This window comes from Mycobacterium sp. KBS0706, assembly GCF_005938675.2.
Classification (GTDB): domain Bacteria; phylum Pseudomonadota; class Alphaproteobacteria; order DSM-16000; family Inquilinaceae; genus Inquilinus.
Genome location: NZ_VCCH02000018.1, coordinates 1 through 24,713, shown reverse-complemented (window position 1 = coordinate 24,713; position 24,713 = coordinate 1). Strand labels below are relative to the sequence as shown.

General features: G+C 69.8%; 27 protein-coding genes. 17 read left to right on the top strand and 10 right to left on the bottom strand.

Annotated elements, in window-relative coordinates; translation table 11 throughout:
- The first annotated feature begins 46 nt into the window (after positions 1-46).
- Together FFK22_RS12210 and FFK22_RS12205 are read left to right on the top strand one after the other, a co-directional pair.
- Positions 47-619 carry a hydrolase gene (locus FFK22_RS12210; RefSeq protein ID WP_138891955.1) on the top strand — a complete coding sequence of 191 codons (573 nt, stop codon included), beginning with the start codon at positions 47-49 and terminating at the stop codon, positions 617-619.
- A 28-nt stretch (positions 620-647) separates the two neighbouring features.
- Positions 648-1,727 (top strand): AbrB family transcriptional regulator, encoded by a 1,080-nt coding sequence (locus FFK22_RS12205; RefSeq protein ID WP_221938547.1) that lies wholly within the window; start codon positions 648-650, stop codon positions 1,725-1,727.
- A 4-nt stretch (positions 1,728-1,731) separates the two neighbouring features.
- On the opposite strand, the gene FFK22_RS12200 is transcribed toward FFK22_RS12205, so the two are convergent.
- The 5 genes from FFK22_RS12200 to FFK22_RS12180 all read right to left on the bottom strand — a co-directional run bounded on the left by FFK22_RS12200 (position 1,732) and on the right by FFK22_RS12180 (position 5,791).
- Positions 1,732-2,370: a phosphohydrolase gene (locus FFK22_RS12200; RefSeq protein WP_138891953.1), complete on the bottom strand. Its 639-nt coding sequence runs from the start codon at positions 2,368-2,370 to the stop codon at positions 1,732-1,734.
- Between the two features lie 151 nt (positions 2,371-2,521).
- A complete protein-coding gene (locus FFK22_RS12195) occupies positions 2,522-2,728 on the bottom strand; it encodes a hypothetical protein (RefSeq protein WP_138891952.1) in 207 nt (68 codons plus the stop codon).
- A 453-nt stretch (positions 2,729-3,181) separates the two neighbouring features.
- A complete protein-coding gene (locus FFK22_RS12190) occupies positions 3,182-3,892 on the bottom strand; it encodes a pseudouridine synthase (protein ID WP_138891951.1) in 711 nt (236 codons plus the stop codon).
- Positions 3,889-4,926 carry a class I SAM-dependent methyltransferase gene (locus tag FFK22_RS12185; protein WP_138891950.1) on the bottom strand — a complete coding sequence of 346 codons (1,038 nt, stop codon included), beginning with the start codon at positions 4,924-4,926 and terminating at the stop codon, positions 3,889-3,891. The genes FFK22_RS12190 and FFK22_RS12185 overlap by 4 nt, the downstream gene beginning before the upstream one ends.
- Before the next feature lie 40 nt (positions 4,927-4,966).
- On the bottom strand, positions 4,967-5,791 hold the full coding sequence (locus FFK22_RS12180; protein WP_138891949.1) for an IclR family transcriptional regulator: 825 nt from the start codon (positions 5,789-5,791) through the stop codon (positions 4,967-4,969).
- Positions 5,792-5,996: 205 nt separating this feature from the next.
- On the opposite strand from FFK22_RS12180, the gene FFK22_RS12175 reads away from it, so the two are divergent.
- From FFK22_RS12175 to FFK22_RS12145, 7 genes are read left to right on the top strand one after another with little or no spacing between them, the layout of a single operon-like run.
- Positions 5,997-7,070, top strand: coding sequence for an ABC transporter ATP-binding protein (locus tag FFK22_RS12175; protein ID WP_138891948.1), 1,074 nt, complete (start codon positions 5,997-5,999; stop codon positions 7,068-7,070).
- Complete coding sequence (locus FFK22_RS12170) at positions 7,067-7,930, top strand: ABC transporter permease (protein ID WP_138891947.1); 864 nt, start codon at positions 7,067-7,069, stop codon at positions 7,928-7,930. The genes FFK22_RS12175 and FFK22_RS12170 overlap by 4 nt, the downstream gene beginning before the upstream one ends.
- Positions 7,931-7,938: 8 nt before the next feature.
- On the top strand, positions 7,939-8,733 hold the full coding sequence (locus FFK22_RS12165) for an ABC transporter permease (protein WP_138891946.1): 795 nt from the start codon (positions 7,939-7,941) through the stop codon (positions 8,731-8,733).
- Between the two features lie 13 nt (positions 8,734-8,746).
- Positions 8,747-9,037 (top strand): (2Fe-2S)-binding protein, encoded by a 291-nt coding sequence (locus FFK22_RS12160; RefSeq protein ID WP_138891945.1) that lies wholly within the window; start codon positions 8,747-8,749, stop codon positions 9,035-9,037.
- Positions 9,034-10,407 (top strand): NAD(P)/FAD-dependent oxidoreductase, encoded by a 1,374-nt coding sequence (locus FFK22_RS12155; protein ID WP_138891944.1) that lies wholly within the window; start codon positions 9,034-9,036, stop codon positions 10,405-10,407. Before FFK22_RS12160 ends, FFK22_RS12155 begins: the two co-directional genes overlap by 4 nt.
- Positions 10,404-11,534, top strand: coding sequence for an FAD-binding oxidoreductase (locus FFK22_RS12150; protein WP_138891943.1), 1,131 nt, complete (start codon positions 10,404-10,406; stop codon positions 11,532-11,534). The genes FFK22_RS12155 and FFK22_RS12150 overlap by 4 nt, the downstream gene beginning before the upstream one ends.
- Positions 11,535-11,564: 30 nt before the next feature.
- Positions 11,565-12,611 carry an ABC transporter substrate-binding protein gene (locus FFK22_RS12145; RefSeq protein WP_138891942.1) on the top strand — a complete coding sequence of 349 codons (1,047 nt, stop codon included), beginning with the start codon at positions 11,565-11,567 and terminating at the stop codon, positions 12,609-12,611.
- A gap of 126 nt (positions 12,612-12,737) precedes the next feature.
- Here FFK22_RS12145 and katG read toward each other — a convergent pair whose 3' ends face one another.
- Positions 12,738-14,915 (bottom strand): catalase/peroxidase HPI, encoded by a 2,178-nt coding sequence (gene katG, locus FFK22_RS12140; protein WP_138891941.1) that lies wholly within the window; start codon positions 14,913-14,915, stop codon positions 12,738-12,740.
- 383 nt (positions 14,916-15,298) lie between these two features.
- Here katG and FFK22_RS12135 point away from each other — a divergent pair, with 383 nt between their 5' ends.
- From FFK22_RS12135 to FFK22_RS12120, 4 genes are all read left to right on the top strand, one after another.
- Positions 15,299-16,354: a LacI family DNA-binding transcriptional regulator gene (locus tag FFK22_RS12135; protein ID WP_221938546.1), complete on the top strand. Its 1,056-nt coding sequence runs from the start codon at positions 15,299-15,301 to the stop codon at positions 16,352-16,354.
- A gap of 86 nt (positions 16,355-16,440) precedes the next feature.
- Complete coding sequence (locus FFK22_RS12130) at positions 16,441-17,826, top strand: ABC transporter substrate-binding protein (RefSeq protein WP_138891940.1); 1,386 nt, start codon at positions 16,441-16,443, stop codon at positions 17,824-17,826.
- A 77-nt stretch (positions 17,827-17,903) separates the two neighbouring features.
- Positions 17,904-18,785: a carbohydrate ABC transporter permease gene (locus FFK22_RS12125; protein WP_138891939.1), complete on the top strand. Its 882-nt coding sequence runs from the start codon at positions 17,904-17,906 to the stop codon at positions 18,783-18,785.
- On the top strand, positions 18,782-19,618 hold the full coding sequence (locus tag FFK22_RS12120) for a carbohydrate ABC transporter permease (protein WP_138891938.1): 837 nt from the start codon (positions 18,782-18,784) through the stop codon (positions 19,616-19,618). Before FFK22_RS12125 ends, FFK22_RS12120 begins: the two co-directional genes overlap by 4 nt.
- A gap of 21 nt (positions 19,619-19,639) precedes the next feature.
- Here the strand turns inward: FFK22_RS12120 and FFK22_RS12115 are convergent, their stop codons facing one another.
- Together FFK22_RS12115 and FFK22_RS12110 are read right to left on the bottom strand one after the other, a co-directional pair.
- The gene (locus tag FFK22_RS12115; protein ID WP_221938545.1) at positions 19,640-20,236 is read right to left on the bottom strand and encodes a carbonic anhydrase; all 597 of its coding nucleotides are present in this window, start codon (positions 20,234-20,236) and stop codon (positions 19,640-19,642) included.
- Positions 20,237-20,557: 321 nt separating this feature from the next.
- Positions 20,558-20,890: a DUF1476 domain-containing protein gene (locus tag FFK22_RS12110; RefSeq protein WP_138891936.1), complete on the bottom strand. Its 333-nt coding sequence runs from the start codon at positions 20,888-20,890 to the stop codon at positions 20,558-20,560.
- Between the two features lie 213 nt (positions 20,891-21,103).
- On the opposite strand from FFK22_RS12110, the gene purC reads away from it, so the two are divergent.
- Positions 21,104-21,871 carry a phosphoribosylaminoimidazolesuccinocarboxamide synthase gene (purC, locus tag FFK22_RS12105; protein ID WP_138891935.1) on the top strand — a complete coding sequence of 256 codons (768 nt, stop codon included), beginning with the start codon at positions 21,104-21,106 and terminating at the stop codon, positions 21,869-21,871.
- Positions 21,868-22,110: a phosphoribosylformylglycinamidine synthase subunit PurS gene (gene purS, locus FFK22_RS12100; protein WP_138891934.1), complete on the top strand. Its 243-nt coding sequence runs from the start codon at positions 21,868-21,870 to the stop codon at positions 22,108-22,110. Before purC ends, purS begins: the two co-directional genes overlap by 4 nt.
- 105 nt (positions 22,111-22,215) lie before the next feature.
- Here purS and FFK22_RS12095 read toward each other — a convergent pair whose 3' ends face one another.
- Both FFK22_RS12095 and gcvA read right to left on the bottom strand, forming a co-directional pair.
- Positions 22,216-22,905, bottom strand: coding sequence for a tellurite resistance TerB family protein (locus FFK22_RS12095; protein WP_138891933.1), 690 nt, complete (start codon positions 22,903-22,905; stop codon positions 22,216-22,218).
- Between the two features lie 73 nt (positions 22,906-22,978).
- Complete coding sequence (gene gcvA / locus FFK22_RS12090; protein WP_138891932.1) at positions 22,979-23,911, bottom strand: transcriptional regulator GcvA; 933 nt, start codon at positions 23,909-23,911, stop codon at positions 22,979-22,981.
- A gap of 126 nt (positions 23,912-24,037) precedes the next feature.
- On the opposite strand from gcvA, the gene FFK22_RS42870 reads away from it, so the two are divergent.
- Both FFK22_RS42870 and FFK22_RS12080 read left to right on the top strand, forming a co-directional pair.
- Entirely contained in the window at positions 24,038-24,259 is a 222-nt protein-coding gene (locus FFK22_RS42870; RefSeq protein ID WP_186002428.1) for a DUF1127 domain-containing protein, read from the top strand.
- Positions 24,260-24,334: 75 nt separating this feature from the next.
- On the top strand, positions 24,335-24,713 hold a 379-nt coding region (locus FFK22_RS12080), incomplete at its 3' end, for a dienelactone hydrolase family protein (RefSeq protein WP_186002427.1).

The following is a 24,713-nucleotide window of genomic DNA, read 5'->3' as shown; positions in this document are numbered from 1 at the left end:
GCCAGCGGGATCGGAGGGGTGCGGCCTGCACCGAAAGGCGACGACAATGCCCACCCTCGACCCGCGCAGCACTGCCCTGGTCCTGATCGATCTGCAGCACGGCATCCTCGGCATGCCGCTCGCGCCCCGCGGCGGGGCGGAGATACTGGCCGCGGCCAAGACGCTGGCCGCGCGCTTCCGCGCCGCCGGCGCCCTGGTGGTGCCGGTCCGCGTCGGCTGGGCGTCGGACTACGCCGATGCGCCGAGGCAGCCGGTGGACCGGCCGATGAACCGCCCGGTCGGCGGCCTGCCCGCGGGCTGGAGCGACCTTGCCGAGGGCGTGGCCGCGCCCGGCGACGTCGTCGTCACCAAGCGGCAATGGGGCGCCTTCACCGGCACCGATCTCGACCTGCAGCTGCGCCGGCGCGGCATCGGCACCATCGTGCTCGGCGGCATCGCCACCAATTTCGGCGTCGAATCCACCGCCCGCCACGCCTGGGAGCTGAACTACGCCGTGGTTTTCGCCGAGGATGCGATGACCAGCCTGTCGGCGGAGATGCATGGCTTCGCCATGGAGTCTATCCTGCCCCGCATCGGAATCGTCTCCCAGGCCGCGGACATCCTGCTCGGCCGGCCCTGAGGCGGAAAGCGAGGCTGCTGTGGTACCCGTGAACGGCCCGGCTCTGCCGGTCCTGGCCAGGCTGCCGCGTGCCGGGCAATGGGCCGTCCTGCTGGCCGTGTCGGGCGCCGTCGCCGGCCTGCTGCAGGCCGCGGCCCTGCCCGCGGCGCTGCTGCTGGGCCCGATGGTCGCCGGCATCCTGGTCGGAGTCGGCGGCGGCACCATCCGGGTGCCGCGCCAGCCCTATCTCGGCGCCCAGGCGATCATCGGCTGCCTGATCGCCGGGGCGATCACGCCGGCGATCCTGGTCACCTTCCTGCGGGATTGGCCGCTGTTCCTGGCGATCGTGCTGTCGACGCTGGCCGCCAGCAGCCTGCTCGGCTGGATGATGAGCCGCTGGCAGGTGCTGCCCGGCACCACCGGCGTCTGGGGCTCGTCCCCAGGCGCCGCCACCGCCATGGTGCTGATGGCCGAGGCGTTCGGCGCCGACGCCCGGCTGGTCGCCTTCATGCAGTATCTGCGCGTCGTCTGCGTCGCCACCGCGGCCTCGCTGATCGCCCGCTTCTGGATCGACACCGGCGACGCCGGGCCGGCGGCGATCGTCTGGTTCCCGCCGATCGATGCCGGCCCCTTCGCCGCCACCCTCGCTTTGGCCGGGCTGGGCGCCGTGGCCGGGCGGCGGCTGCGCATCCCTGCCGGCTCGATGCTGGTGCCGCTGGTGGTCGGGGCGGTGCTGCACGCACTCGGCCTGATCGAGATCGAGCTGCCGGAATGGCTGCTCGCCCTCGCCTATGCGCTGATCGGCTGGAACATCGGCCTCGGCTTCACCCGGTCGGTGCTGGTGCACGCGGCCAGGGCATTGCCGCAGATCCTGCTGTCGATCGTCGCGCTGATCGCCTTCTGCAGCGGCCTCGCCTTCGTGCTGGTGCGGACGCTCGGGGTCGACCCGCTGACCGCCTATCTCGCCACCAGCCCCGGCGGCATGGATTCGATCGCCATCATCGCCGCGTCGAGCGATGTCGACCTGCCCTTCGTCATGGCGCTGCAGACCGTGCGCTTTTTCCTGGTGGTGCTGCTGGGCCCGGCGGTGGCGCGCTTCATCGCCCGGCGGTCCCCGCACCTGTCCTAGACGATCAGCCGGCTGCCGCTTTCAACCGGCCCAACTCTTCCAGGAAGCGCTCCGCCGCCAGGTCGGGGGCCCAGGGCTCCCAGGGCGTGCCGCCATAGGCCGGAAGCAGCGGGTCGTCCTCGACCGGCCGGAACCGGATCTTCAGCACGCGCCAGACCTCGTCGCGCGTCCAACCGACGACATGGATCGCCTCGCTGGCCGCGGCCACCCGGTCGGCCCGTTTGTGGAAGGCCTTCTGCTCCACCGTCCAGCGCGGCAGGCCGTAGCGCAGGAACACGGTATCCTCGAGCCGAGCCGCCAGGTCGCGGAACTCCTGACCCAGGAACGGCTTGATCACCGACAGCGGGTCGAAGCCCAGCAGCCCCTCATCGGCGTCGTGCAGCAGCTCGCGCAGCTCGGCCAGCGGCGACAGCGGCGCCGGCGCCCAGGCCCGGCACAGCGCCAGCACGGCCAGCGAATGCTGGGCCACCGAGAGCGGCAGCGGCCAGGCCGAATGCCCGCCCCAGCGATAGGTCCGGGCGAGGCCCAGCGCCAGGTCGCGGTCGTCCCAGTCGAAGGGCGTGGGGTTGAGCAGATCCAGCCGCTTGCCCGACGGCAGCCGGACCCAGGCCCGCGCCATCGCCGTCCGTCCGTCCCAACGCATCCCTTCCCCTCGATCGCCTGGCGGTTCCGCCCTTCCGGGTAGCACCGAACCCGGCGGGCTGTCATCCGCGGCGCAAGAGCGCGGACAAGCGAAGACCGGCGGGCCGCGTCGGCGGCCGCCGGTCGAATCGCTCAGGACCGTTGGAAGAGGGCTATACCTTGATGCCGCTCGGCTGCGCCTGGCGCGGCGTCCAGTTGCGCACGACCGAGCTGGCGGGGCCGTAGCGGCGGGCGAATTCCGCCTGGGACAGGCGCAGCCCGCGGCACAGCATCTCGGCCCGAAGCGCCGCCTGGATACGGGACGGGCGGGGGGCGGCGGGTTGCTCGGCCGAGGGCGCCAATTCCGCGATTTCCCTCATCGGGACCACGGCATTGGTGTCGTTCGCGGCTTTCGGCGGGAGAGAGGTCTGCTCGTGCTCGTCCGCCCGAAGCGGGGCCGGACTCGTCTTGGGACGCCTGCGGTGCTGACCTGCCATGGCGGTTCCTCCAGCGGCTTTTGTCGTTGCGGCTCCCGGCGGATCCTAAGACCGCCGCGTGCCGTGGTTCTTGCAGGAGAAGATCGGTCCCATGGTCATCGGCGATGCGACGGATCCGGTGAAGCGCATCGGCACCGGGGAAGAAGTGCCAAACCGACGAACACACGGGCCGGCGGGGCTGACGGAAAACCCGTTCTCGGCGCCCTCGCGGCCGATCTCCGACCTGCAGGGTGGGCACTCTGCGCCAGCAGGGAGGCCCCGACAAGGAAAAACATGGACGGCGATATAATATTACATTCCTATGACGCCGCGAGCTCTGAGGGACCGAACATATGTTCAAGACGCCGTCGGCTTGAACACTGACGCCACTTCGGCGGGGACCAGCAACCGCCACTTGCCCTCTGCCAGATCGTCGAGGCCGAGGCCGCCGATGGCGGTGCGGTGCAGCGCCTCGACATGGTTGCCGGCGGCCGCGAACATGCGCCGGACCTGGTGGTAGCGGCCCTCGGTCACGGTCAGCCGGGCGCGGCGCGGCCCGAGCGCTTCCAGCACCGCCGATTCCAGCGGCGTGGTCTCCGACCGCAGCATCAGCGTCCCGGCGGCGAAGACCGCCGCCTCTTCACCGGTCAGGTCGTGCGCCAGCATGGCGTCGTAGACCTTCGGGATCCGGCTCTTCGGTGAGATGATCCGGTGCAGCAGCGGCCCGTCATCGGTCAGCAGCAGCAGACCGGTGGTGTCGCGGTCCAGCCGCCCGACCGGCGCGATGATCGGATTGCGCAGGCGGAAGCGCGGCGGCAGCAGCTCGTACACCACCCGGCCGGGGTCGCTGGTCGAACAGGTGTATCCGGCCGGCTTGTGCAGCATCAGCACGGCACCGGGCGGCGGGTCGAGCGGCTGGCCGTCGACCCGGATCGCCTCATGCTCCGGCTGGGCCTCGGCCGCAAACGACCGGCCGCCGGCATCGGTGACGCGGCCGTCGCGCAGCATCCCCTCGACCTGCTTGCGGCTGCCGTAGCCGAGATTGGCGAGGCGGCGCACCAGCTTCATCGCACGCCCTTCGCCGCCTCGATCACCTTGTAGGCGCCGTCATCGGCGACGCGGCGGACCATGGTGAAGGCCTGCTCCAGCGCCGCCTCATAGGGCAGGTGCCGGTTCGCCACCAGAAACAGCCGGCCCTTCGGCCGCAGCGCCGCCGCGGCCGCCGCGATGAAGGCGCGGCCGAGATCGTGCCGGTCGGCGCGGCCGCCCTCGTGGAAGGGCGGGTTGGTGACGACGAAATGGTAGCGCCGGTCCCGCGGCAACCCGGCGGCGACGTCGTGCCAGAGAAAATCGAGCGCGGCCCGGCCGGCATGGGGCTCGAGGTTGTGCCGCGCCAGCTCCAGCGCCCTGGCCTCGGCCTCGTAGAGGTCCAGCGCCGTCACCTCCGGGCAGCGGTCCAGGACCTCCGCGGCAAGATAGCCGAAGCCGGCGCCCAGATCGGCGCCGTGGCCTTTCAAATCGGCCGGCAGGTGCGCCGCCAGCAGAGCCGAGCCGGGATCGATCCGGTCCCAGGCGAACAGGCCGGGGCGGCTGAGGAAGCGGCCATCCGCCACCGGCCGCGGCTCGTCCAGCGCCGCCCACTCCGCCCGCAGGGCCGGATCGCCGGCGCCGGCCCGCGCCCAGAACACGCGGCAGCGATTCTTCGACAGGCTGTCGACCGGGCCGGCCAGCCGGGCCAGATCCTCCTCGGCCGAACGCGCGCCGTCGGTGTTGGCCAGGCTGACCACCACCGTCCCGCCGGGCTCGGCCTGGTCCAGCGCCCGGGCCAGCAGCGCCCGCGCCGCCTCGCGCTGCCGCGGCGGCAGCACCAGCACCAGTGGGAAGCGGCCCTCGACCCGGGTCGACACGGTCAGCCCCGCCGCTTCCAGCGCCGCGGCTCGAGGCCGGACGCTCTGCTCGCAGGCCAGGGTCGGCGAGGCGAATTCGGCCAGGGCGGCGCCGGCACGGGCGCCGAGCACCAGGGCCCGGCCATCCGCCGGCCAGGCCAGGGTGCCGCTGCGGAACGGCAGGAACAGGGTGTCGAGCGCGGGATCGTCGGTCATGCCGACCCTCCCTGGCATATCGCCGCCGAAAACGGAAGCGTCACCGCGAGGCGCTGCCGAGCGACTGGGCGGGGCGGCGCAGCGCCGGGTCGAACGGGTTGAGGCGCGGGCCGATCGCCGTCGCCTCGCGCTTCAGGATCTCGACCACCGTCGGCAGCCGGTCCTCGCCCAGCCGCTCCGAGATCGTGCCGATGCTGAGCGCCGCCACCGACCGCCCCTCCCGATCGAGGATCGGCACCGCGACGCCGCCCATGCCGGGGATGGCGAAGTCGCGCCGGGCGGCAAAGCCCGCCTCCCGGGCCTTCATCATCTCGGTCCGCAAATGGACTTCGTCCATCATGAAGCTCTGGCCGATCAACCGGGGAACGTTGAAGCGGATCACTTCCTCGCGCTCCGCCTCGGGCAGGAAGGCCAGGATCACCAGCGCCCCCTGCCCGACCCCGAGCGGCACCCGGCCGCCGATGTCGCCGGTGAAGGAGCGGATCGGGAACGGCCCTTCGCAACGGTCCAGGCACATGGCGTCAAAGCCGCTGCGCACCAGCAGGAACACGGTGTCGCCGAGCATGGCGGAGAGGCGCTGCAGCACCGGCCGGCACAGATCGCGCAGATTTCCGGGATTCCCGGCCCGCGCCGCCAGGGCGAAGAAGTCGATGCCGAGCCGGTACAGCCGGCTGCGCCCGTCCTGCTCGACCATCCCCTCCGCCAGCAGCGCCTGCAGCAGCCGGTGCACGGTGGCCTGGGTCAGGCCGGTGGCCTCGGCGATGCGGATCAACTTCGCCCCCTCGCCGCCCGCCTTGGCCAGGGCCCGCAGAATGGCGAAGCCGCGCTGCAGGCTCTTGCCCGGGGCCTCGCTCTCTTTCACCATTTCCGGAAACTCCAGGCCGATATTGGCACCATTAATTCCGAAGACCGGAATCTCAATCACGATACTCTCAAAAAAACGGAATGTCGCCTTGACTCGCCATCACGAAAGAGTCTTCTGGAGAAAGGCGCTGGCGCCTTCCGTTCGACGGAAGCCAAGACCGGCGGGACCGAAACGGTCATCGGACAGGGATGCCAGGGAGACTGCAGTGACCTTCCTCCGTCTCGAGCGGATCTCGAAGCTCTATGGCGACGTCGCGGCGGTCGCCGATCTCGATTTGACTGTGGAGCGCGGCGAGTTCGTGTCGCTGCTCGGCCCCTCCGGCTGCGGCAAGACCACCACGCTGCAGATGGTCGCCGGCTTCGTCCCCGCCACCACCGGCCGGATCGTGCTGGATGGGCAGGATCTGACCCTGGTGAAGCCGAACCGCCGCGGCCTCGGCGTGGTGTTCCAGAGCTACGCCCTGTTCCCGCACATGACCGTGGCCGACAACGTCGCCTTCGGCCTGGAGATGCGCAAAGTTGCCAAGCCGGAGCGGGCGAAGCGTGTGGAGGAGGCGCTGGCGCTGGTTCATCTCGACCACCTCGCCGGCCGCTATCCGCGGGCCCTGTCCGGCGGCCAGCGGCAGCGTGTCGCCCTGGCCCGGGCCCTGGTGATCGAGCCGCCGGTGCTGCTGCTGGATGAGCCGCTGTCGAACCTCGACGCCAAGCTGCGCGAGGCGATGCAGTTCGAGCTTCGCCAGATTCAGCGCCGCACAGGCACCACCACGATCATGGTCACCCATGACCAGACCGAAGCGCTTTCGATCAGCGACCGCGTGGTGGTGATGGAGCGCGGCCGCATCACCCAGATCGACCAGCCCTACCGGATGTACGAGCATCCGCGCAGCCGCTTCATCTCCGACTTCGTCGGCAAGGCCAACCTGCTGGACGGCGTGGTGGCCCAGGCCGGCGCAGTCGCGCAGGTGACGGTCGGCGCCGCGACGCTGGAGGTGCCGGGCGACGGCCTGCCCGCCGGCGCCCGGGTGCTGCTGTGCCTGCGGCCGGAGAAGCTGGCGCTGGGCGCGCCCGGCACCGGACGGCTGCCCGGCACGGTCTCGCGCCGCTACTTCCTGGGCAGCCAGTGGCTGTACCATCTGGACAGCCCGGCCGGCGAGCTGCTGGTGGCGGCGCCGAACCTAGGCGGCGAGCCGCTGGCCGAGGGCGCACAGGCCGGCATCGACTGGGCGCCGGACATGGTCCGGGTGCTGCGCGACACCGAGGCCGCGGAGGCAGCCCGATGAGCGCCGCGACGGCCGAGGGGCGCCTGGCCCCGGCGGCAATGGCGCTGCCGGCGACGATCCTGTTCGCCGGGCTGGTGCTGACGCCGCTGGCGCTGACCCTGATCCTGTCCTTCCACGTCTACGACCACGCCACCGGCGTGCAGGATGCGTGGACCGTCGGCCAGTACCTGACCGTGCTGACCGACCCCTATTACTACGAGATCTTCCTGCGCACCTTCCGCCTGTCGGCCCTGACCACGCTGATCTGCATCGTGGTCGGCGCGCCCGAGGCCTATGTGCTGAGCCGGATGCGCAGCCCCTGGCGCTCGGTCTTCCTGCTGGTGGTGCTGGCGCCGCTGCTGGTCTCGGTCGTGGTCCGCGCCTTCGGCTGGAGCATGCTGCTGGGCCCGACCGGCCTGGTGAACGAGGCGACCCAGGCCCTGGGCCTCGGCCGCATCCGGCTGCTCTATACCGAGACCGCGGTGGTGGTGGCGCTGGTCCATATCATGGTGCCGTTCATGGTCATCCCGGTCTGGACCTCGCTGCAGAAGCTGGACCCGGCGACCGAGCAGGCGGCGCTGTCGCTGGGCGCGTCGCACGCCACCGTGCTGCGCCGGGTGGTGCTGCCGCAGATCCTGCCCGGCCTCCTGTCCGGCAGCCTGATCGTGTTCGGCCTCGCCGCCAGCTCCTTCGCCATCCCCGGCCTGCTCGGCGGCCGGCGGCTGAAGATGGTCGCGACCGTGGTCTATGACGAATACCTGAATTCGCTGAATTGGCCGCTGGGCGCCGCCATCGCGGTGATCCTGCTGGTCGCCAACCTGGCCATCATGCTCGGCTACAACCGGATCGTCGAGGGACGGTACCGGAAGACCCTCGGGTGAAGGCGCCGATGTCCCGCAACGGCCCCCTCGCCCTGGTCTTCCACACGCTGGTCGTGGCCTTCATGCTGGCACCGCTGGTGATCGTCTGCCTGGTCGCCTTCACGCCGGAGAACACGCTGAGCCTGCCGACCGCCGGCGTCTCGCTGCGCTGGTTCGACGCGGTGTTCCACCATCCCGACTTCCTGCAGTCCTTCTGGAACAGCCTGTGGCTGGCGACCCTGTCGGCGACGCTGTCGACCGCGATCGCCGTGCCGGCCGGCATCGCCACCACCCGCTACGCGTTCCGCGGCCGCGACGCGCTGAACGCGCTGTTCCTGTCGCCGCTCTTGATCCCGCATCTGGTGCTGGGCGTGGCGCTGCTGCAGCTGTTCTCGCAGATGGGCGCCGCCGGCAGCTTCTTCTGGCTGGTGCTGGCACACAGCGTGGTGATCACGCCTTATGCGCTGCGGCTGGTGATCGCCGCCCTGGTCGGCTTCGACCGGTCGACCGAGCAGGCGGCGGCATCGCTGGGCGCCAGCGCCTTCACCGTGTTCCGCCGCATCACCCTGCCGATGATCCTGCCCGGCGTCGCCGGCGGCTGGCTGCTGGCCTTCATCAACAGCTTCGACGAGCTGACGATGTCGATCTTCGTCACCTCCCCCGCCACCGTCACCTTGCCGGTGCGGATGTACATGTACGCGACGGAATCGATCGACCCGATGATGGCCGCCGTCTCGGCCCTGATGGTCGCGGTCACCGCCGTCGCCATGATCGTGCTCGACCGCATCTACGGCCTCGACCGCATCCTGGTCGGCCGCCAGTGACCGGATCCTCCCGATGCCCATCCTGACCCGCCTCGCCGAGACCGGCCGGCCTGAGATCCGCTTCCGCCTGGACGGGCGGCCGGCCATAGCCCTGGCCGGCGACACGGTGCTGACCGCGATCCTGACGACAGCCGACCGGCTGCGGCGATCGGAGTTCGGCGGCGGCCCCCGCGCCGGCTTCTGCCTGATGGGCGCCTGCCAGGATTGCTGGGTGGCGACCGAGGACGGACACCGCTTCCGCGCCTGTTCCACCGCCATCGCCGAGGGCATGCGCCTGGTCACCGGCCCGGGAGAGGCGGCATGAGCGGCGACATCCGCCCGGTCATCATCGGCGCCGGCCCGGCCGGCATCCGCGCCGCCCAGGCTCTCGTGGCGGCCGGGCTGCGGCCGGTGGTGGTGGACGAGGCCGCCAGGGGCGGCGGCCAGATCTACCGCCGCCAGCCAGACGGCTTCACCCGCGACGCGAAGACCCTCTATGGCACCGAGGCGGCCAAGGCCATGGCGCTGCACCGGACCATCGACGGGCTGGCCATCGACCACCGGCCCAACACCCTGGTCTGGAACATCGAGGCGGGAGCGCTGGACCTGCTGCGCGATGGGCACGCGGAGCGGCTGCCCTATAGCCATTTGATCCTGGCCACCGGCGCGACCGACCGGATCCTGCCGATCCCGGGCTGGACCTTGCCCGGCGCCTACAGCCTGGGCGCGGCCCAGGTGGCGCTGAAATACCAGGGCTGCGGCATCGGCCGGCGCGTCGCCTTCATCGGCACCGGCCCGCTGCTGCCGCTGGTCGCCTCGCAATATCTGAAGGCCGGGGCGGAGGTCGTGGCGGTGCTGGACACGGCGCGGCAGGCCGACAAGCTGGCCGCCCTGCCCGGCCTGCTGCGCGGCCCCGCCGTCCTGGCCAAAGGCCTGCGCCTACTCGCCGCGCTGAAGGCCGGCGGCGTGCCCACGCGGCAGGGCACCCGCCCGCTGCGCATCCTGGGCACCGAGCGGGTCGAGGGCCTCGTCTGGCATGACGGAGAGCGCGAGCAGCGCATCGAATGCGACGCCGTCGCTTTCGGCTATGGCCTGCGGTCGGAGACCCAGCTGGCCGACCTGGCTGGCTGCCGCTTCCGCTTCGACCCGTTGAACCGCGCCTGGCTGCCGGAATGCGATACCGCCGGCCGCAGCAGCGTGACCGGCCTCTACCTGGCCGGGGACGGCGCCGGCATCGCCGGGGCGGACGCCGCCGAGCTGGCCGGCGAACGCGCGGCCCTGGCGTTGCTGCAGGATCTCGGCCGGCCGGTCGACACGGCCCGCTCGGCCAAGCTGGAGGCGAAGCTGGCCGGGATCGCAAAATTCCGCCAGGGGCTGGAGCGTGCCTTCCCCTTCCCCGCCGATTGGGCCGCCAAGGTGCCCGACGAGCTCGTGGTCTGCCGCTGCGAGGAGGTGTCGGCCGGCACGCTGCGCGCCACTGCCACCCGCTGGGGCACGCCGGAGCTGAACCGGCTGAAGGCGCTGTGCCGGGTTGGCATGGGCCGCTGCCAGGGCCGCATGTGCGGCGCCGCGGCAGCCGAGATCCTGGCCACCCATCGCGGCGTGCCGGTCGAGGCGGTGGGCCGGCTGCGCGGCCAGGCCCCGGTCAAGCCGATCCCGGTCGCGATCGAGGACGCGCCGGAGGCAGCGGCATGACCGTCACCGAACGCATCACCACCGACGTCGCCATCATCGGCGGCGGCATCGCCGGCGCGGCCACGGCCCTGGCGCTGCGACGCATGGGGATGGCGGTGCTGCTGCTGGAGCGCGGCTTCTGCGGCGCCCAGGCCAGCGGCGCCAACTATGGCGGCGTCCGCCGCCAGGGCCGGCCGCCGGAGCAGATCCCGCTGTCGCAGCGGGCCCATGCGATCTGGCAGCGCCTGCCGGAGGTGATCGGCATCGACGGCGAGTACATCCGCTCCGGCCATCTCAAGCTGGCGCGCAGCGAGGCCGACCTGGCGGTGCTGGAGGCCTATCAGGACCGCGTTCGCGACTTTGGCCTCGGGCTCGAGATCGTCGCCGGCAACGCCTTCCGCGCCCGCTGGCCCTGGCTGGGCGATCGCGCCATCGCCGGGTCCTGGTGCCCGGCCGACGGCCATGCCAATCCACGGCTGGTGTCGCCCGGCTTCGCCCGGGCCGCGCGCAAGGCGGGAGCCGACATCCGCGAGCAGACCGCGGTGCAGGAGGCGGTGCGCGACGGCGACGGCTTCCGCCTGCTGGCCGGCGACGGTCTGGAGGTGCGGTCGCGCCTGCTGCTGAACTGCGCCGGCGCCTGGTCCGGCCGCTTCGCTGCCGCCTTCGGCGAGACGGTGCCGCTGGAATCGGCCCATCCCAACATGGCGGTGACCGAACCGCTGCCGCGCCTGATGGACATCAATGTCGGAGTCGAGGGCGGCAGCATCTATGCCCGCCAGGTCGAGCGCGGCAACTGCGTCATGGGCGGCGGCCGCGGTATCACCCTGGACGCCGACCGCGCCCGACCCGGCCGCACCGCCATCGCCGCGCTGCTGCGCCAGGCGGCGGAGCTGTTCCCGGCGCTGCGCGGCGCCCAGGTGATTCGGTTCTGGAGCGGGGTCGAGGGCGACATGCCCGACCGCAACCCGGTGCTGGGGCCGAGCCGCACCACGCCGGGGCTGATCCACGGCTTCGGCTTCTCCGGCGCCGGCTTCCAGATCGGCCCGGCGGTCGGCGAGGTGCTGGCCGAGCTGGCGCGCGACGGCCGCAGCACCACCCCGATCGAGGCCTTCGACATCGGCCGCTTTGCCGGAACGGCAGCGGCCTGAGCAGCAACAACCAAAACAGGAGAGAGCGACATGAACGGACGGATCAGGGCTGCACTGCTGGCCAGCGCGGCACTGCTGGCCTCGGGCGCGGCATCGGCCGAGACCAAGACGCTGTACATCGGCATGAATGGCGGCGACATGGAGAAGGCGTTCACCGAACACGTCTTCCCCGCTTTCGAGAAGGCCAACGACGTCAAGATCGTGGTCGTGCCCGGCACCTCCTCCGAGATCCTGGCAAAGGCGACGGCGGCCAAGGACAATCCGCAGATGCACCTGATGTTCCTGGATGACGGGGTGATGGTGCGCGCGATCGGCATGGGGCTGTGCCAGAAGACCGAGCCCGACCCGGTACTGGAGGAGCTGTACCCCGCCGCCCGGATCAAGGACGACATGGCCTCGGGCGTGACCCTGGGCCTGACCGGCCTGGCCTACAACACCAAGATGTTCCAGGAGGAGGGCTGGCCGGCCCCGACCTCATGGATGGACCTGGCCGACGCGAAATTCGAAGGCAAGGTCGTGTTCCAGTCGCTATCCAGCAGCACCTATGGGCTGCACGGCTTCCTGATGGTCAACCGCATCCAGGGCGGCAGCGAGGCGGATGTCGAGCCCGGCTTCGGCAAATGGGCAAGCACCATCGGCCCCAACGTGCTGGAGTACATCCCCAGCTCGGCCAAGCTGTCGGAGATGGTGCAGACCGGCGAGGCCGCAATCTTCCCGCTGACGCCAACCGCCGTCGCCGGGATGCAGGCCAAGGGCATTCCGGTCGCCTATGCCCAGCCCAAGGAGGGCGGCGTGCTGCTGATGGTGACGCAATGCGTCATCGCCGGGAACACCGAGCCGGCGCTGTCGCAGAAGCTGGCGCACTATCTGCTGAGCGCCCAGGCCCAGGACCCGGCGCTGCAATATGGCGGCCAGATCCCGTCGAACAGCAAGGTCGCCGGCGCGACGCCCGAGGCCGCCAAGATGCTGACCGAGTTCCGCGGCTATCTCGATCACGCCGTGGTGCTGGACTGGGACCAGATCAACGCTCACCGGCCGGAGTGGAACGATCGCTGGAACCGGACGGTGGAGCGTTAAAGACCGCGTAGGCCGGGTTCGCGGCTGCGAACCCAGCGTCGTCCCGCCAGAGCGTTAGGTTGGCGAGCGGCGGTATGCAACGGCGAGGGGTCCCCGGCGACGACCGCCGGGGACCCCTCGCCGACATCAGGCGATGTCGAACCGGTCGAGGTTCATCACCTTGGTCCAGGCCGCCACGAAGTCCTTCACGAACTTCGCCTGCGAGTCCGAGGCGCCGTAGACTTCCGCCAGCGCCCGCAGCTGCGAGTGCGACCCGAAGATCAGGTCGACACGCGTGCCGGTCCATTTGACGTCTTCCGTCTTCCGGTCCCGGCCCTGGAACACGTTCTCGGCGTCCGAGGACGGCGCCCACTGCGTGCCCATGTCGAGCAGGTTGACGAAGAAGTCGTTGGTCAGCACCCCCGGCCGCCGGGTGAAGACGCCATGCGAGTTCCCGGCATTGGCGCCCAGCACCCGCAGGCCGCCGACCAGCACCGTCATCTCCGGCGCCGTCAGCGTCAGCAGCTGCGCCCGGTCGACCAGCAGCTCCTCCGGCGTCAAGGCCAGCAAGGTCTCGCCGAGATGGTTGCGGAACCCGTCGACCCTGGGCTCGAGCGGCGCGAAGGAGGCGACGTCGGTCTGCTCCTGCGACGCATCGGTGCGGCCCGGGGTGAAGGGCACCTGCACGTCCTGCCCGGCATCCTTCGCCGCCTTCTCGACCGCAGCGCCGCCGGCGAGCACGATCAGGTCGGCCAGAGAGACCTTCTTGCCGCCCGGCGCCGAGGCGTTGAACTCCTGCTGGATCGCTTCCAGCTTGGCCAGCACCGTTGCCAGCTGGTCCGGCTGGTTGACCGCCCAGTCCTTCTGCGGCTCCAGGCGGATGCGCGCGCCGTTGGCGCCGCCGCGCTTGTCGGAGCCGCGGAAGGTCGACGCCGACGCCCAGGCCGTCGAGACCAGCTGCGGAACTGTGAGGCCGGAGGCCAGCACCTTCGCCTTCAGCGCGGCGACGTCCGACGCGTCGACCAGCGGATGGTCGACCGCGGGGACCGGATCCTGCCAGATCAGCGTCTCCTTCGGCACGAGCGGGCCGAGATATCGCACCTTCGGCCCCATGTCGCGATGGGTCAGCTTGAACCAGGCGCGGGCGAAGGCGTCGGCGAACTCCTCCGGATGGTCGAGGAAGCGCCGCGAGATCTTCTCATAGGCGGGATCAAACCGCAGGGCGAGGTCGGTGGTCAGCATCCCCGGCGCGTGGCGCTTCGACGGGTCGTGCGCGTCCGGAACCTGGCTGGCCCCGGCACCGTCCTTCGGCCGCCACTGCTGCGCGCCGGCTGGGCTCTTGGTCAGCTCCCATTCGTACTGGAACAGGTTCTTGAAGAACTCGTTGCTCCACTTCGTCGGCGTCGAGGTCCAGGTCACCTCCAGGCCGCTGGTGATCGCGTCGCCCGCATGGCCGGTGCCGTGGGTGCTGCGCCAGCCCAGGCCCTGATCCACGATGTCGGACCCTTCCGGCTCCGCGCCGACCAGGCTTGCATCGCCGGCGCCGTGGGTCTTGCCGAAGCTGTGGCCGCCGGCGATCAGGGCGACCGTCTCCTCGTCGTTCATCGCCATCCGGGCGAAGGTCTCGCGGATGTCGCGCGCCGCGGCGACCGGGTCCGGGTGGCCGTTCGGACCTTCCGGGTTGACGTAGATCAGCCCCATCTGCACGGCGCCGAGATGGCCCTGCAGCTCGCGATCGCCGCTGTAGCGCTCATCCGCCAGCCACTTGCCCTCGGGGCCCCAGAAGATGTCGTGGTCGGGCTCCCAGGTGTCCGGGCGGCCGCCGCCGAAGCCGAAGGTCTTGAAGCCCATCGACTCGAGCGCGACGTTGCCGGTCAGGATCAACAGGTCGGCCCAGGACAGCTTGCGGCCGTATTTCTGCTTGATCGGCCACAGCAGGCGGCGGGCCTTGTCGAGATTGCCGTTGTCCGGCCAGCTGTTGAGCGGCGCGAAGCGCTGCTGGCCCCGCCCGCCGCCGCCGCGGCCGTCGCCGATGCGGTATGTGCCGGCGCTGTGCCAGGCCATGCGGATGAACAGCCCGCCGTAATGGCCGAAATCGGCCGGCCACCAATCCTGCGAATCCGTCATCACGGCCCGCAGGTCCTTGATCACGGCGTCCAGGTCGAGGGTCTTGAATTCCTTGGCGTAATCGAACGCCTCGCCCATCGGATCGGACAGGGCGGAGTGCTGGTGGAGAACCTGCAGATCCAGCTGGTTCGGCCACCAGTCGCGGTTGGTGGGCTTACGGGCACCACCTGTGAACGGGCACTTGCCTTCGTCAGCCATGTTCCCTCCGTCGGGTTCCGGAATTTTGAATCATTCTAAAACTACTTCCGGGCTTTGGCCAAGAGCGAACAGCACGATCTCGCCAGGCCCGGCGACGCGCGACGGCAGCCTCGCTCTTGCGTCCCGACAGCCATCCATGTTACCGGTCACATCAATAAGAATGACAAATTGACCCAGGCCATGGGGAGGGCCGACATCATGCTTGCCATCGATCGCATCAGCCCGACCACACGACGCGCCCGGCCCTGCCGATGACGCGATCCGCGGCCTGCTGCGCTTCCGCGCGGCCCCGCCCCACTGCGGCCTGGACGCGCCGAGATGCGCGGTCCCGCCGGCACGTGGCCCGGCGTGGAGCAGCCGCGCGGCCGATCGAGAGCCAAGCCATGCCCAAGCGTTCCCTCCGGCCGACCATGCGGGACGTTGCCCGTCTCGCCGGGGTCTCGCCGATGACCGTGTCCCGGGTGCAGGCCGGCAGCAGCCGGGTGGCGCCGGAGACGCGCGACCGCATCCGCCAGGCGATCGCGCAGCTCGGCTATGTCGACGACAAGGTCGCCGCCGCCCTGTCGTCGCGCCGCACCGGCTTCATCGCGACGCTGGTGCCGACGCTGACCAACTCCACCTTCGCCGACACGGCGCATGGGCTGACCGAGGCCCTGCGCCGCACCGGCTATCAGCTGCTGATCGGCTACACGCTGTACCGGACGAGCGAGGAAGAAGCGCTGGTCCGGGCGATGCTGGAGCGCCGGCCGGAGGCCATCGTGCTGGCCGGCATGAGCCACACCGAGGCGGCACGGGCCATGCTGGGCAGCGCCGGCATCCCTGTGGTCGAGATCTGGGACTGCGGTGCGGCCGCCCCGATCGACCGGGCCGTCGGCTTCTCCAACATCGACGCCGGCCGGGCCGCGGCGCGGCACCTGATCGCGCTGGGGCACCGCCGCATCGGCGGCATCGGCCCGGCGGTCGGCGGCGACTCGCATGATTTCCGCGGCGAGGCCCGGCTGGTCGGCTTCACCGAGGTGCTGCGCCAGGCCGGGCTGCCGCTCGACGCCGTCGTCCATCGCGGCCACGTACCGGTGTCCTTCGCCGGCGGCGCCGCCGCCATGGCCCATCTGCTCGACACCGCCGGGCCGATCGACGCCGTGTTCGCGGTCTCGGACCTCGCCGCCGTCGGCGCCCTGATGGAATGCCACCGCCGCGGCATCGCGGTGCCGGGGCAGGTCTCGATCATGGGCTTCGGCGATTTCGAGATCGGCGAGCAATGCGTGCCGGCGCTGTCGACCGTCCGGATCGACGCCGAAGGCATCGGCCGCCGGGTCGGCAAGCTGCTGATGCGCATCCTCGACCCCGAGGACGCCGCCCCGGCACCGCCGCGGGTGATCGATGTCGGCTTCGAGATCGTCGAACGGGGCTCCACCGCCAGGAGGCCCGGCCCCGCCTGACACCCCCGCTTCCGGTCCTCCGGAAGCCACCACCAAGACGGCACAAGCCGCCGCCGCCCTCATTCCTCAGCTCTGGGAGAGATTTCATGCCCAAGATCGGTCTCCGCCACCTTTCGGCGGGTTGTGCCCTGGCCCTCGGCCTCGCCGTCGCCCTGCCCGCCCAGGCGCAGGACACCCTCACCGTCTGGGTCACCAAGGGGTTCTACAAAGGCGAGGACGACGCCCTGCTGGGCCTGATCGACCGGTACCAGAAGGCGACCGGCGTCAAGGTCGAGCTGTCGCTGTATTCGACCGAGGACTGCATCGTGAAGTCGGTCGCCGCGGTCGAGGCCGGCACGCCGCCCGACGTCGGCTACTGCACCACCTATGATTTCCGCACCACCGGGCAGTGGGCCTATGAGGGCCGGCTGGAGGATGTCAGCGACGTCCTCAATCCGATCAAGGACAGCTTCCAGCCCGACGCGCTGGCCACCACCTTCCTGATGAACGGCAAGACCGGGCAGAAGGCCTATTACGCCTTCCCGATCGAACGCCAGACCATGCACATCTTCTACTGGAAGGACATGCTGCAGGATGCCGGCTTCACCGAGGCCGACATCCCGACCGAGTGGAACGCGTATTGGGATTTCTGGTGCGACAAGGTGCAGGCCGGCCTGCGCGCCAAGGGCAAGCGCATCTACGCCATCGGCCATCCGATGAGCGTCGCAGCCTCCGACACCTTCTTCAGCTTCCTGACCTGGGCCAACGCCTACAACGTCAAGATCGTCGACGACAGCGGCAAGATCGTGCTCGACCAGCCGGAGAACCGGGCGGCGATGATCGAGGCGGTCAAGGGGTACAGCTCGATCTTCACCCGCGGCTGCACCCCGCCCTCCTCGGTCAACTGGCTCGACACCGACAACAACGTCAACTTCCACAACAAGACGACGGTCCTGACCCACAACGCCACGATCTCGATCCCCAGCAAGCATCTGGACGATTCGACCAACCAGACGCTGACCGAGGAGCAGCGGGCCCAGGCGAAGAAGAACTACGAGGAGAACATCCGCACCACCCTGTTCCCGAAGAAGCCGGACGGCGGCACGCTGCCGAACCTGGCGGCGACCAAGACCGCGGTGATCTTCGCCGATTCCAAGAACAAGGCCCGGGCCAAGGAGTTCATGGCCTTCATGATGAAGGACGAGAACCTGACGCCCTTCGTCGAGGGCTCGGTCGGGCGCTGGTACCCGGTGACCAAGTCCGGCGCCGCCCGGCCGTTCTGGACCGACGGCAGCGACCCGCACCGCGCCGTGGTGTCGAAGCAGTTCACCGAGGGCACCGTGCCCTTCCCCTTCGTCTACAACTACCACTTCACCAAGGTGAATGCGGAGAATGTCTGGGCCAAGGCGCTGAACCGCGTGGTCCAGGACGGGGTCTCGCCCGACCAGGCGGTCGATGAGATGATCGCCCGGATCAAGGAAATCGCCGGTTAGGACCGACCTGCCGGCCCGGCCCGTGCGGAACGCCGCGCGGGCCGGGCCGCAGCCTTTTCTGAGAGAGGACCCAGCCGATGACCGCGACCACGATCCACGGGATCCCGGCCGCCGCCGGCCGCAGCCATCGCCGCACCTGGACGACCTGGGGGCTGATCCTGCTCGCCCCCTACATCGCCGTGTTCCTGGTGCTGGTGGCCTATCCGGTCGGCTACGGCCTCTATCTCGGCGCCAACCCGGCCAGCTACCGGCGCCTGTTCGCCGACCCGATCTTCCTGACCGCGGCGGTCAACACGATCCTGTTCCTGCTGATCGCCGTGAACGTTAAGATGGTGATCGCGCTCGGCCTGTCTGGCTTCTTCGCCGTGCCGCGCTGGTGGATCCGGCTGCTGCTGGTGCTGTTCATCCTGCCCTGGGCGGTGCCGTCGATCCCGACCATCCTGTCGTTCCGGGTTATGCTCAACCCCGAGACGGGCATGATCAACCAGCAGCTGTTCCAGCTGTTCGGCATCTTCGAGGGCCCGCCCTGGCTGACCAACCCATGGCTGGCCTTCTTCGCCGCGATCATGGTCCATATCTGGAAGTCGCTGCCGTTCTGGACCCTGATCCTGCTGACCGGCCGCCTCGCCATCGCCCGCGACCTCTATGAGGCCGCGTCGGTCGACGGCGCGTCGCGCTGGCAGCGCTTCCGCTTCGTCACCTGGCCGTCGGTCGCGGCGCTCTACGTCACCTCGGTCATCCTGTCGACGATCTGGACACTGGGCGACTTCAACAGCGTCTACCTGCTCACCGGCGGCGGCCCGAACGACAGCACCCAGGTGCTGGCCACGCTCGGCATCCGCTACCTGCGCAACAACGCCCTCGACCTCGGCGTCGCCTCGATCATCGTCGCCATGCCGCTGGTCCTGCCGCTGGTCTTCGTCATGGTGAAGCGCCTGTCCAAGGGAGGCGAGGAATGAAGCGCTGGCTGAACGAGGCGGCCCTGATCCTGATCGCCGTCCCGGTGGTGCTGTGGACCCTGGTGCCGCTGTACCACCTGTTCGTCCTGGCGATCTCGCCGCAGGATGCGGTGCTGGCCGGCACGCTGTGGCCGGAGCACCCGACCTTCTCCAACTTCCTCACCGTGTTCCGGCAGCAGCACTACTACCTCAGCAACTTCTGGCTGCAGCTCGGCAACAGCTTCTTCATCGCGGTCACCACCGGAGTGGCGACCCTGTTCGTCGCCACCTGCGCCGCCTTCGCCATCAGCCGGCTGCGCGTGAAGGGCGGACGCCAGGTGATGAACCTGGCGCTGGCCACCTATCTGATCCCGGCCGCCTTCCTGGCGGTGCCGATGTACAAGACCATGGGCTCCTACGGCCTGCTCGATACCCAGACCGCTCTGATCCTGGCGATGATCGCGCTGGCCTCGCCCTATGCCATCTGGGTGCTGAAGCAGGCCTCGGACAAGCTGCCGCGTGAACTGGACGAGGCGGCGATCATGGACGGCGCCAGCCCGCTGCAGATCTTCCGCATGGTCTATCTGCCGCTGATGCGCCCGTCGCTGGTGGCGATCGGCATCTATGCGCTGATCCTGGCCTGGAACGAGTACCTCTACGCCTTCCTGCTGCTGTCGAGCGAGCAGGCGGCGCCGCTGTCGGTCGGGCTCGGCGCGTTCCTGTCGGCCGACGATTCGCCGTGGAACCTGCTGATGGCCACCGGGCTGATCTACGCCGTGCCGCCGGCGGTGATCTACTACGTCTTCCGCAACGCCATGACCAGCGGGCTGACGGCGGGGGCGGTGAAGGGCTGAGCCCTTCCCGCCCCGCCCTCCTCACACCAGCGTGACCCGACCGGTCGCCAGATCGTAGATACCGCCGACGACCTTCACCTTGCCATCCTTGGCCAGCCCGGAGACGACCGGGTCGCCGGTGACCAGGAGCCGGACATTGCGCCGGACGTTCTCGACCGTGGCGTCGGCGAGGAGGTCCGGCCCGCCCTTCGCCTTCGCCGCCTCGACCGCCGGCTTAATCGAATTGACCAGCCCGGGGAGATGGCCGGGCAGCCTGGTGCCGTCCTTCAGCACCTTGATGGTCGCGTCGACCGCGCCGCAATTGCTGTGGCCGAGCACCATGATTAGCGGGATGTTCAGGACCAGCGCCCCGTATTCGAGGCTGGCGAGGCCGTCATCGTTCAGGAAATTGCCGGCGACCCGGACCACGAACAGATCACCCGGCCCCTGGTCGAAGGCCAGTTCCGGCGCGACGCGGGAATCGGCGCAACTCAGGATCGACGCGAAGGGATGCTGGGCGCCCACTCGCGCGGCGCGGCCGGCCGAATAGTCCTTCTGCACCGGCGTGTTGGCGGCGTAGCGGGCGTTGCCGTCCATCAGCCGCTTCAAGGCGTCGTCGCCGGAGATCGGGGTCGCCACCGGCTTCTCGCCCTGCGCCTGGGCCCTGGCGCAGGCGGACAGAGCCGCACCGGCCGACAGGAGGGCCGCGCCGCCGACGAGGAGGCCACGGCGGGAGACCGGGAGCGGCGACGGCTTCGCTCCGGCGGAACAATGTTGATCACACATGAAAATTCCTTTCCGAAATGCAGGCTGATTCGTACGAATCGAGCTGAAGAGAGTTTTCTTTCTTGCCCGGAAAATGGGAAGGCCAAATCCGCAAGGATCCGTCCCGGCCCCGGCGACGCGCATGAAAAAGGGCGGCCGAAGCCGCCCTGCGTCGTCTCGAAAGGCCGCCTGCCGCTACTTCGGCGTCGCCTCGGTCATGATCTGCTGCCGCGCCACGGCCAGCAGCGCGTCCATCTTCTTGCGCAGCCGGTGGTCGGACAGGTCGACGTCGTGGATCTTCAGGTCGGCATAGACCTTGTCGTGCACGTCCTCGTCGGTCTGCCTCTCGAAGTCGGACATGATGACCTCCTTCGCATAGGTGTCGGCATCGGCGCCGGTCAGGCCCATCAGTTCGGCCGCCCACAGGCCCAGCAGCTTGTTGCGCCGATTCTGGATCCGGAACAGGAGCTCCTGGTCGTGCTGGAACTCCGCTTCGAATGCCTGGCCCCGCGAGTCGAACGTCGTCATGCCGTGTCCTTCCATCTGCCCGCAACCGCGGGCGCATCCCATAGCGGAGGATATAGCGTCTCCGGCCGCCCTGGTCACGCCCGGAGGCGGACGGGAGCGCGCAATTGTTTACCAGAGCCGCGCTTGCTATATGTGCGCAGGCGTGGACGTCCTCCGTGGGACGTCCCGACCCTTTTTTGTTGTTTTGGCTTCACCTTCCATGGACACGTCCACATGAGCCGCCGCAGGCGCATCTACGAAGGCAAGGCCAAGGTCCTGTACGAAGGGCCGGAGCCTGGCACGATCGTCCAGTACTTCAAGGACGATGCGACGGCGCATAACGGTACGAAGAAGGCGGTGATCTCAGGCAAGGGGGTGCTGAACAACCGCATCTCCGAGTACCTGATGACCCGGCTGTCCGAGATCGGCGTGCCGACGCATTTCATGCGCCGCCTGAACATGCGCGAGCAGCTGATCCACGAGGTCGAGATCATCCCGCTCGAGGTGGTGGTGCGCAACATCGCCGCGGGCTCGTTCTCCAAGCGCTTCAACGTGCCCGAAGGCACGCCGCTGCCGCGCTCGATCATCGAGTACTATCTGAAGTCGGACGAGCTCAACGACCCGATGGTGTCGGAGGAGCACATCACCGCCTTCGGCTGGGCCAACGCCCAGGACCTCGACGACATCGTGTCGCTGTCGCTGCGAGTGAATGACTACCTCACCGGCCTGTTCCTCGGCATCGGGCTCAAGCTGGTCGACTTCAAGCTGGAGTTCGGCCGGCTGTACGACGAGAACGACGAGATGCGGATCGTCCTGGCCGACGAGATCAGCCCGGACAACTGCCGCCTGTGGGACGTGCAGACCAACGAGAAATTCGATAAGGATCGCTTCCGCCAGGATCTCGGCGGCGTCCTCGAGGCCTATCAGGAAGTGGCCCGGCGCCTCGGCATCTTGCCGGAAGGAAGTGTCGTCGACATCCGTGAGAGCCAGGTCGCCCCATGAAAGCGCGCATCCACGTCATGCTGAAGCCCGGTGTCCTGGACACCCAGGGCAAGGCGATCGGCCATTCCCTGCAGGGCCTCGGCTTCGACGAGGTCGGCGAAGTGCGGCAGGGCAAGGTGATCGAGGTCGAGATCGCCGCCGCCGACGCGGCCCAGGCCAAGGCGCGCCTCGACGAGATGTGCCGCAAGCTGCTGGCCAACCCGGTCATGGAGAGCTACACGATCGACCTGGTCGCCTGAGGCGCTCCCTCCCCTCTTGTCATTGCCGGGCTTGACCCGGCAATCCGGAGAGCGTCGACACCTTCTGGATGCCCGGGTCAAGCCCGGGCATGACAGACAGGGGCGTCACCCGACCGCCTGCGCCTCGAGATGGGCCGCGAGCCCTTCGGGCAGCTTCAGCTGTCTCGCCAGGTCGTCGAGATAGGCCTTTTCGCGCGGGTCGTCCGGATCGATCGCCAGGCGTGAGGCCAGCCAGATCTCCGACGCCTGCTCCGGCGTCGCCGCCAGGGCCGCGATCGCCGCGATGTCGAGCGGCTTGGCCAATTCGTCCATGACGAAGGCCTTCTCCTCGGTGCCGAGGCCGAGTTGGCCGATGCGGTCGAACAGCGCCCGCTGCTCGGTCGCATCGATATGACCGTCGGCCTTGGCCGCGGCGATCATCGCCCGCACCACGGCGATGCGCGCATCGCCGCCGCCCGCCGCGCTCTGCGTCTCCAGGTCGAACGGGCTGCGCGGCGGCGGCAGGGCCAGCGGCTGCTGCGCCGGCGGCTGGGCCGGGGCCGGCGCCCGCTTGGCCGACCAGTCCTGCCAGGCCTTGTAGGCCAGGCCGCCCAGCACCGCGGCACCGCCATAGCCGAGCGCGCTGCCGCCGAACTTGCGGACCTTCTTCGAGCCGAGGAGGAGGCCGATCAACCCGCCGCCGACAGCGCCTGTGGCCAGCGTCCCGAGATTGCCGGACAGGCCGGAACTCTTGCTGCCCGGCTGCTTCGCACCACCGCCCAGGAAATCCTCGAACAGCTTCTTCGGATCGATCACGCGCCTCTCCTCCAGTTGTTGCACCGCAAGGCAGATGGTCCGGCCGGCGGCGCCCGACAAGCCCGCCGGGCGCTCAATCGGCCGGGCGCGACGACGCGACCGGCTCCCGCGGTGCCAGGGTGGTCTCGGCTGCGGCGGCGACGATCCAGTCGCGGAACGCCTGGACGATCGGCCGCCGCAGCGCCCGCGTCGTGGCGACAAAATGGTAGCTGGCGGGGCTTGGCACCGAGAGGTCGAGCGGCCGCACCAGCCGCCCCGCCGCCAGGTCGTCGACGACCAGGGAGAACACGACAAGCGCCACCCCCTGCCCTTCCATCGCCGCCTGGATGGTCAGCGAGGAATCGCTGACCCGCAATCCGCGCACCCAGTCGACCTCCGCCATGCCGACGGCGCGCAGCCAGTCGCGCCAGGGCGCCAGGGACTGGTCGTGCAGCAGCGTGTGCCGGCGCAGGTCGTCGAGCGTGCGCAGCCCGGGCGGCCCGTCGCGCAACGCCGGGCTGCAGACCGGGAAGCTGTCGTCCGTGAACAGCCGGTCGCACGCCAGCCCCTCCCACCCGCCCTGGCCCCAGCGGGTGGCGCAATCCGCCTCCCCGCCCTCGAGATCGACCCGGGCCAACGACGCCGTGACATTGACGTCGATATCGGGATGCGCCGCGGTGAACCCCCGCAGGCGTGCCGTCAGCCATTTCGCGGCGAAGGACGGGGTGGTGCTGATGGTGAGCACGCCGCCGGTGCGGCCGGGCGCGATTTGCGCCGTGGCGTCGGCGATGCCGGCCAGGGCCCCGCTGACCAGCGGCAGGTAGGTGCGGCCGGCCTCGGTCAGTTCCAGGCTGTTCTCGCGCCGGTGGAACAGCCTGACCGACAGCCAGTCCTCCAGCCGGCGCACCTGCTGGCTGACCGCGGCCTGGGTCACCGACAGCTCGGCCGCGGCGCGGGTGAAGCTGCGATGCCGCGCCGCCGCCTCGAAGGCCCGCACGCCGTTCAGCGGGGGCAGCCGCCATCCCATTCCGATGCCTCAGGCCAAGTTTTTATTGGACTAGGCCCAGACTATCCCGTTTGCGGTCGCGGCCGCCAGGACCGATCTTCAAGGCACGGGTCGACCCCTGATCCCACCCTAGATCAGGACCGTATCATGATCAGCACCTGCCTCGACGAGCGCCGTTCTGCACCCAGCAAGCGGCCGACCCCCGTCCTGTCCCTGCTCAGCCACATCGCGGCCCTGCCGGCGCTGTGGTACGCCCGGATCCAGACGCGCAGCCGGATGCAGCGCATGGACGACGACACCCTGCTCGACCTCGGCCTGCGCCGCGACCAGGTCGAGACCATGCACCGCAAGCCGTTCTGGCGGGAATGAGGGCTATGATCCCGGCACGGCCGCCCCTCTCGATTGCTCCCCCGCGGCCGGGGCCAGCCCACAAGGAATTGGCAGATGAGGCGCGACCTTCAGATCAAGACGGCGGATGGCACGGCCAAGGCGGCACTGTTCCATCCTGATGGCACCGCCGCGCCGGGCAAGGCGCTGCGCGGCGTCATCCTCTACATGGATGCGATGGGCCCGCGGGCCTCGCTGGCCGGCATGGCGCAGCGGCTGGCCGATTCGGGCTATGTCGTGCTGCTGCCGGATCTGTTCTACCGCTTCGGGTCGTACGGCCCGTTCACCGGCGCCTCCTTCGGCGACGACGCCGCCCGCGCCCAGATCATGACGATGCTGCGCGAGACCAGCCAGGAGATGACGCGGCGCGACACCGCCGCCTTCCTCGATGTCTTCGATGCCGAGAAGGTCGCGGGCCCGATCGGCGCTGTCGGCT

Excerpts from the sequence above, each read along its gene's own strand:
- gcvA (WP_138891932.1), bottom strand. The coding sequence starts at position 23,911 with ATGGGATGGCGGCTGCCCCCGCTGAACGGCGTGCGGGCCTTCGAGGCG.
- FFK22_RS12120 (WP_138891938.1), top strand. The coding sequence starts at position 18,782 with ATGAAGCGCTGGCTGAACGAGGCGGCCCTGATCCTGATCGCCGTCCCG.
- FFK22_RS12185 (WP_138891950.1), bottom strand. The coding sequence starts at position 4,926 with ATGACCGACGATCCCGCGCTCGACACCCTGTTCCTGCCGTTCCGCAGC.
- FFK22_RS12135 (WP_221938546.1), top strand. The coding sequence starts at position 15,299 with ATGCCCAAGCGTTCCCTCCGGCCGACCATGCGGGACGTTGCCCGTCTC.
- FFK22_RS12190 (WP_138891951.1), bottom strand. The coding sequence starts at position 3,892 with ATGAAGCTGGTGCGCCGCCTCGCCAATCTCGGCTACGGCAGCCGCAAG.
- FFK22_RS12145 (WP_138891942.1), top strand. The coding sequence starts at position 11,565 with ATGAACGGACGGATCAGGGCTGCACTGCTGGCCAGCGCGGCACTGCTG.
- FFK22_RS42870 (WP_186002428.1), top strand. The coding sequence starts at position 24,038 with ATGATCAGCACCTGCCTCGACGAGCGCCGTTCTGCACCCAGCAAGCGG.
- FFK22_RS12155 (WP_138891944.1), top strand. The coding sequence starts at position 9,034 with ATGAGCGGCGACATCCGCCCGGTCATCATCGGCGCCGGCCCGGCCGGC.
- FFK22_RS12200 (WP_138891953.1), bottom strand. The coding sequence starts at position 2,370 with ATGCGTTGGGACGGACGGACGGCGATGGCGCGGGCCTGGGTCCGGCTG.
- FFK22_RS12195 (WP_138891952.1), bottom strand. The coding sequence starts at position 2,728 with ATGAGGGAAATCGCGGAATTGGCGCCCTCGGCCGAGCAACCCGCCGCC.
- FFK22_RS12210 (WP_138891955.1), top strand. The coding sequence starts at position 47 with ATGCCCACCCTCGACCCGCGCAGCACTGCCCTGGTCCTGATCGATCTG.
- purC (WP_138891935.1), top strand. The coding sequence starts at position 21,104 with ATGAGCCGCCGCAGGCGCATCTACGAAGGCAAGGCCAAGGTCCTGTAC.
- katG (WP_138891941.1), bottom strand. The coding sequence starts at position 14,915 with ATGGCTGACGAAGGCAAGTGCCCGTTCACAGGTGGTGCCCGTAAGCCC.
- FFK22_RS12125 (WP_138891939.1), top strand. The coding sequence starts at position 17,904 with ATGACCGCGACCACGATCCACGGGATCCCGGCCGCCGCCGGCCGCAGC.
- purS (WP_138891934.1), top strand. The coding sequence starts at position 21,868 with ATGAAAGCGCGCATCCACGTCATGCTGAAGCCCGGTGTCCTGGACACC.
- FFK22_RS12180 (WP_138891949.1), bottom strand. The coding sequence starts at position 5,791 with ATGGTGAAAGAGAGCGAGGCCCCGGGCAAGAGCCTGCAGCGCGGCTTC.
- FFK22_RS12160 (WP_138891945.1), top strand. The coding sequence starts at position 8,747 with ATGCCCATCCTGACCCGCCTCGCCGAGACCGGCCGGCCTGAGATCCGC.
- FFK22_RS12110 (WP_138891936.1), bottom strand. The coding sequence starts at position 20,890 with ATGACGACGTTCGACTCGCGGGGCCAGGCATTCGAAGCGGAGTTCCAG.
- FFK22_RS12130 (WP_138891940.1), top strand. The coding sequence starts at position 16,441 with ATGCCCAAGATCGGTCTCCGCCACCTTTCGGCGGGTTGTGCCCTGGCC.
- FFK22_RS12150 (WP_138891943.1), top strand. The coding sequence starts at position 10,404 with ATGACCGTCACCGAACGCATCACCACCGACGTCGCCATCATCGGCGGC.
- FFK22_RS12165 (WP_138891946.1), top strand. The coding sequence starts at position 7,939 with ATGTCCCGCAACGGCCCCCTCGCCCTGGTCTTCCACACGCTGGTCGTG.
- FFK22_RS12170 (WP_138891947.1), top strand. The coding sequence starts at position 7,067 with ATGAGCGCCGCGACGGCCGAGGGGCGCCTGGCCCCGGCGGCAATGGCG.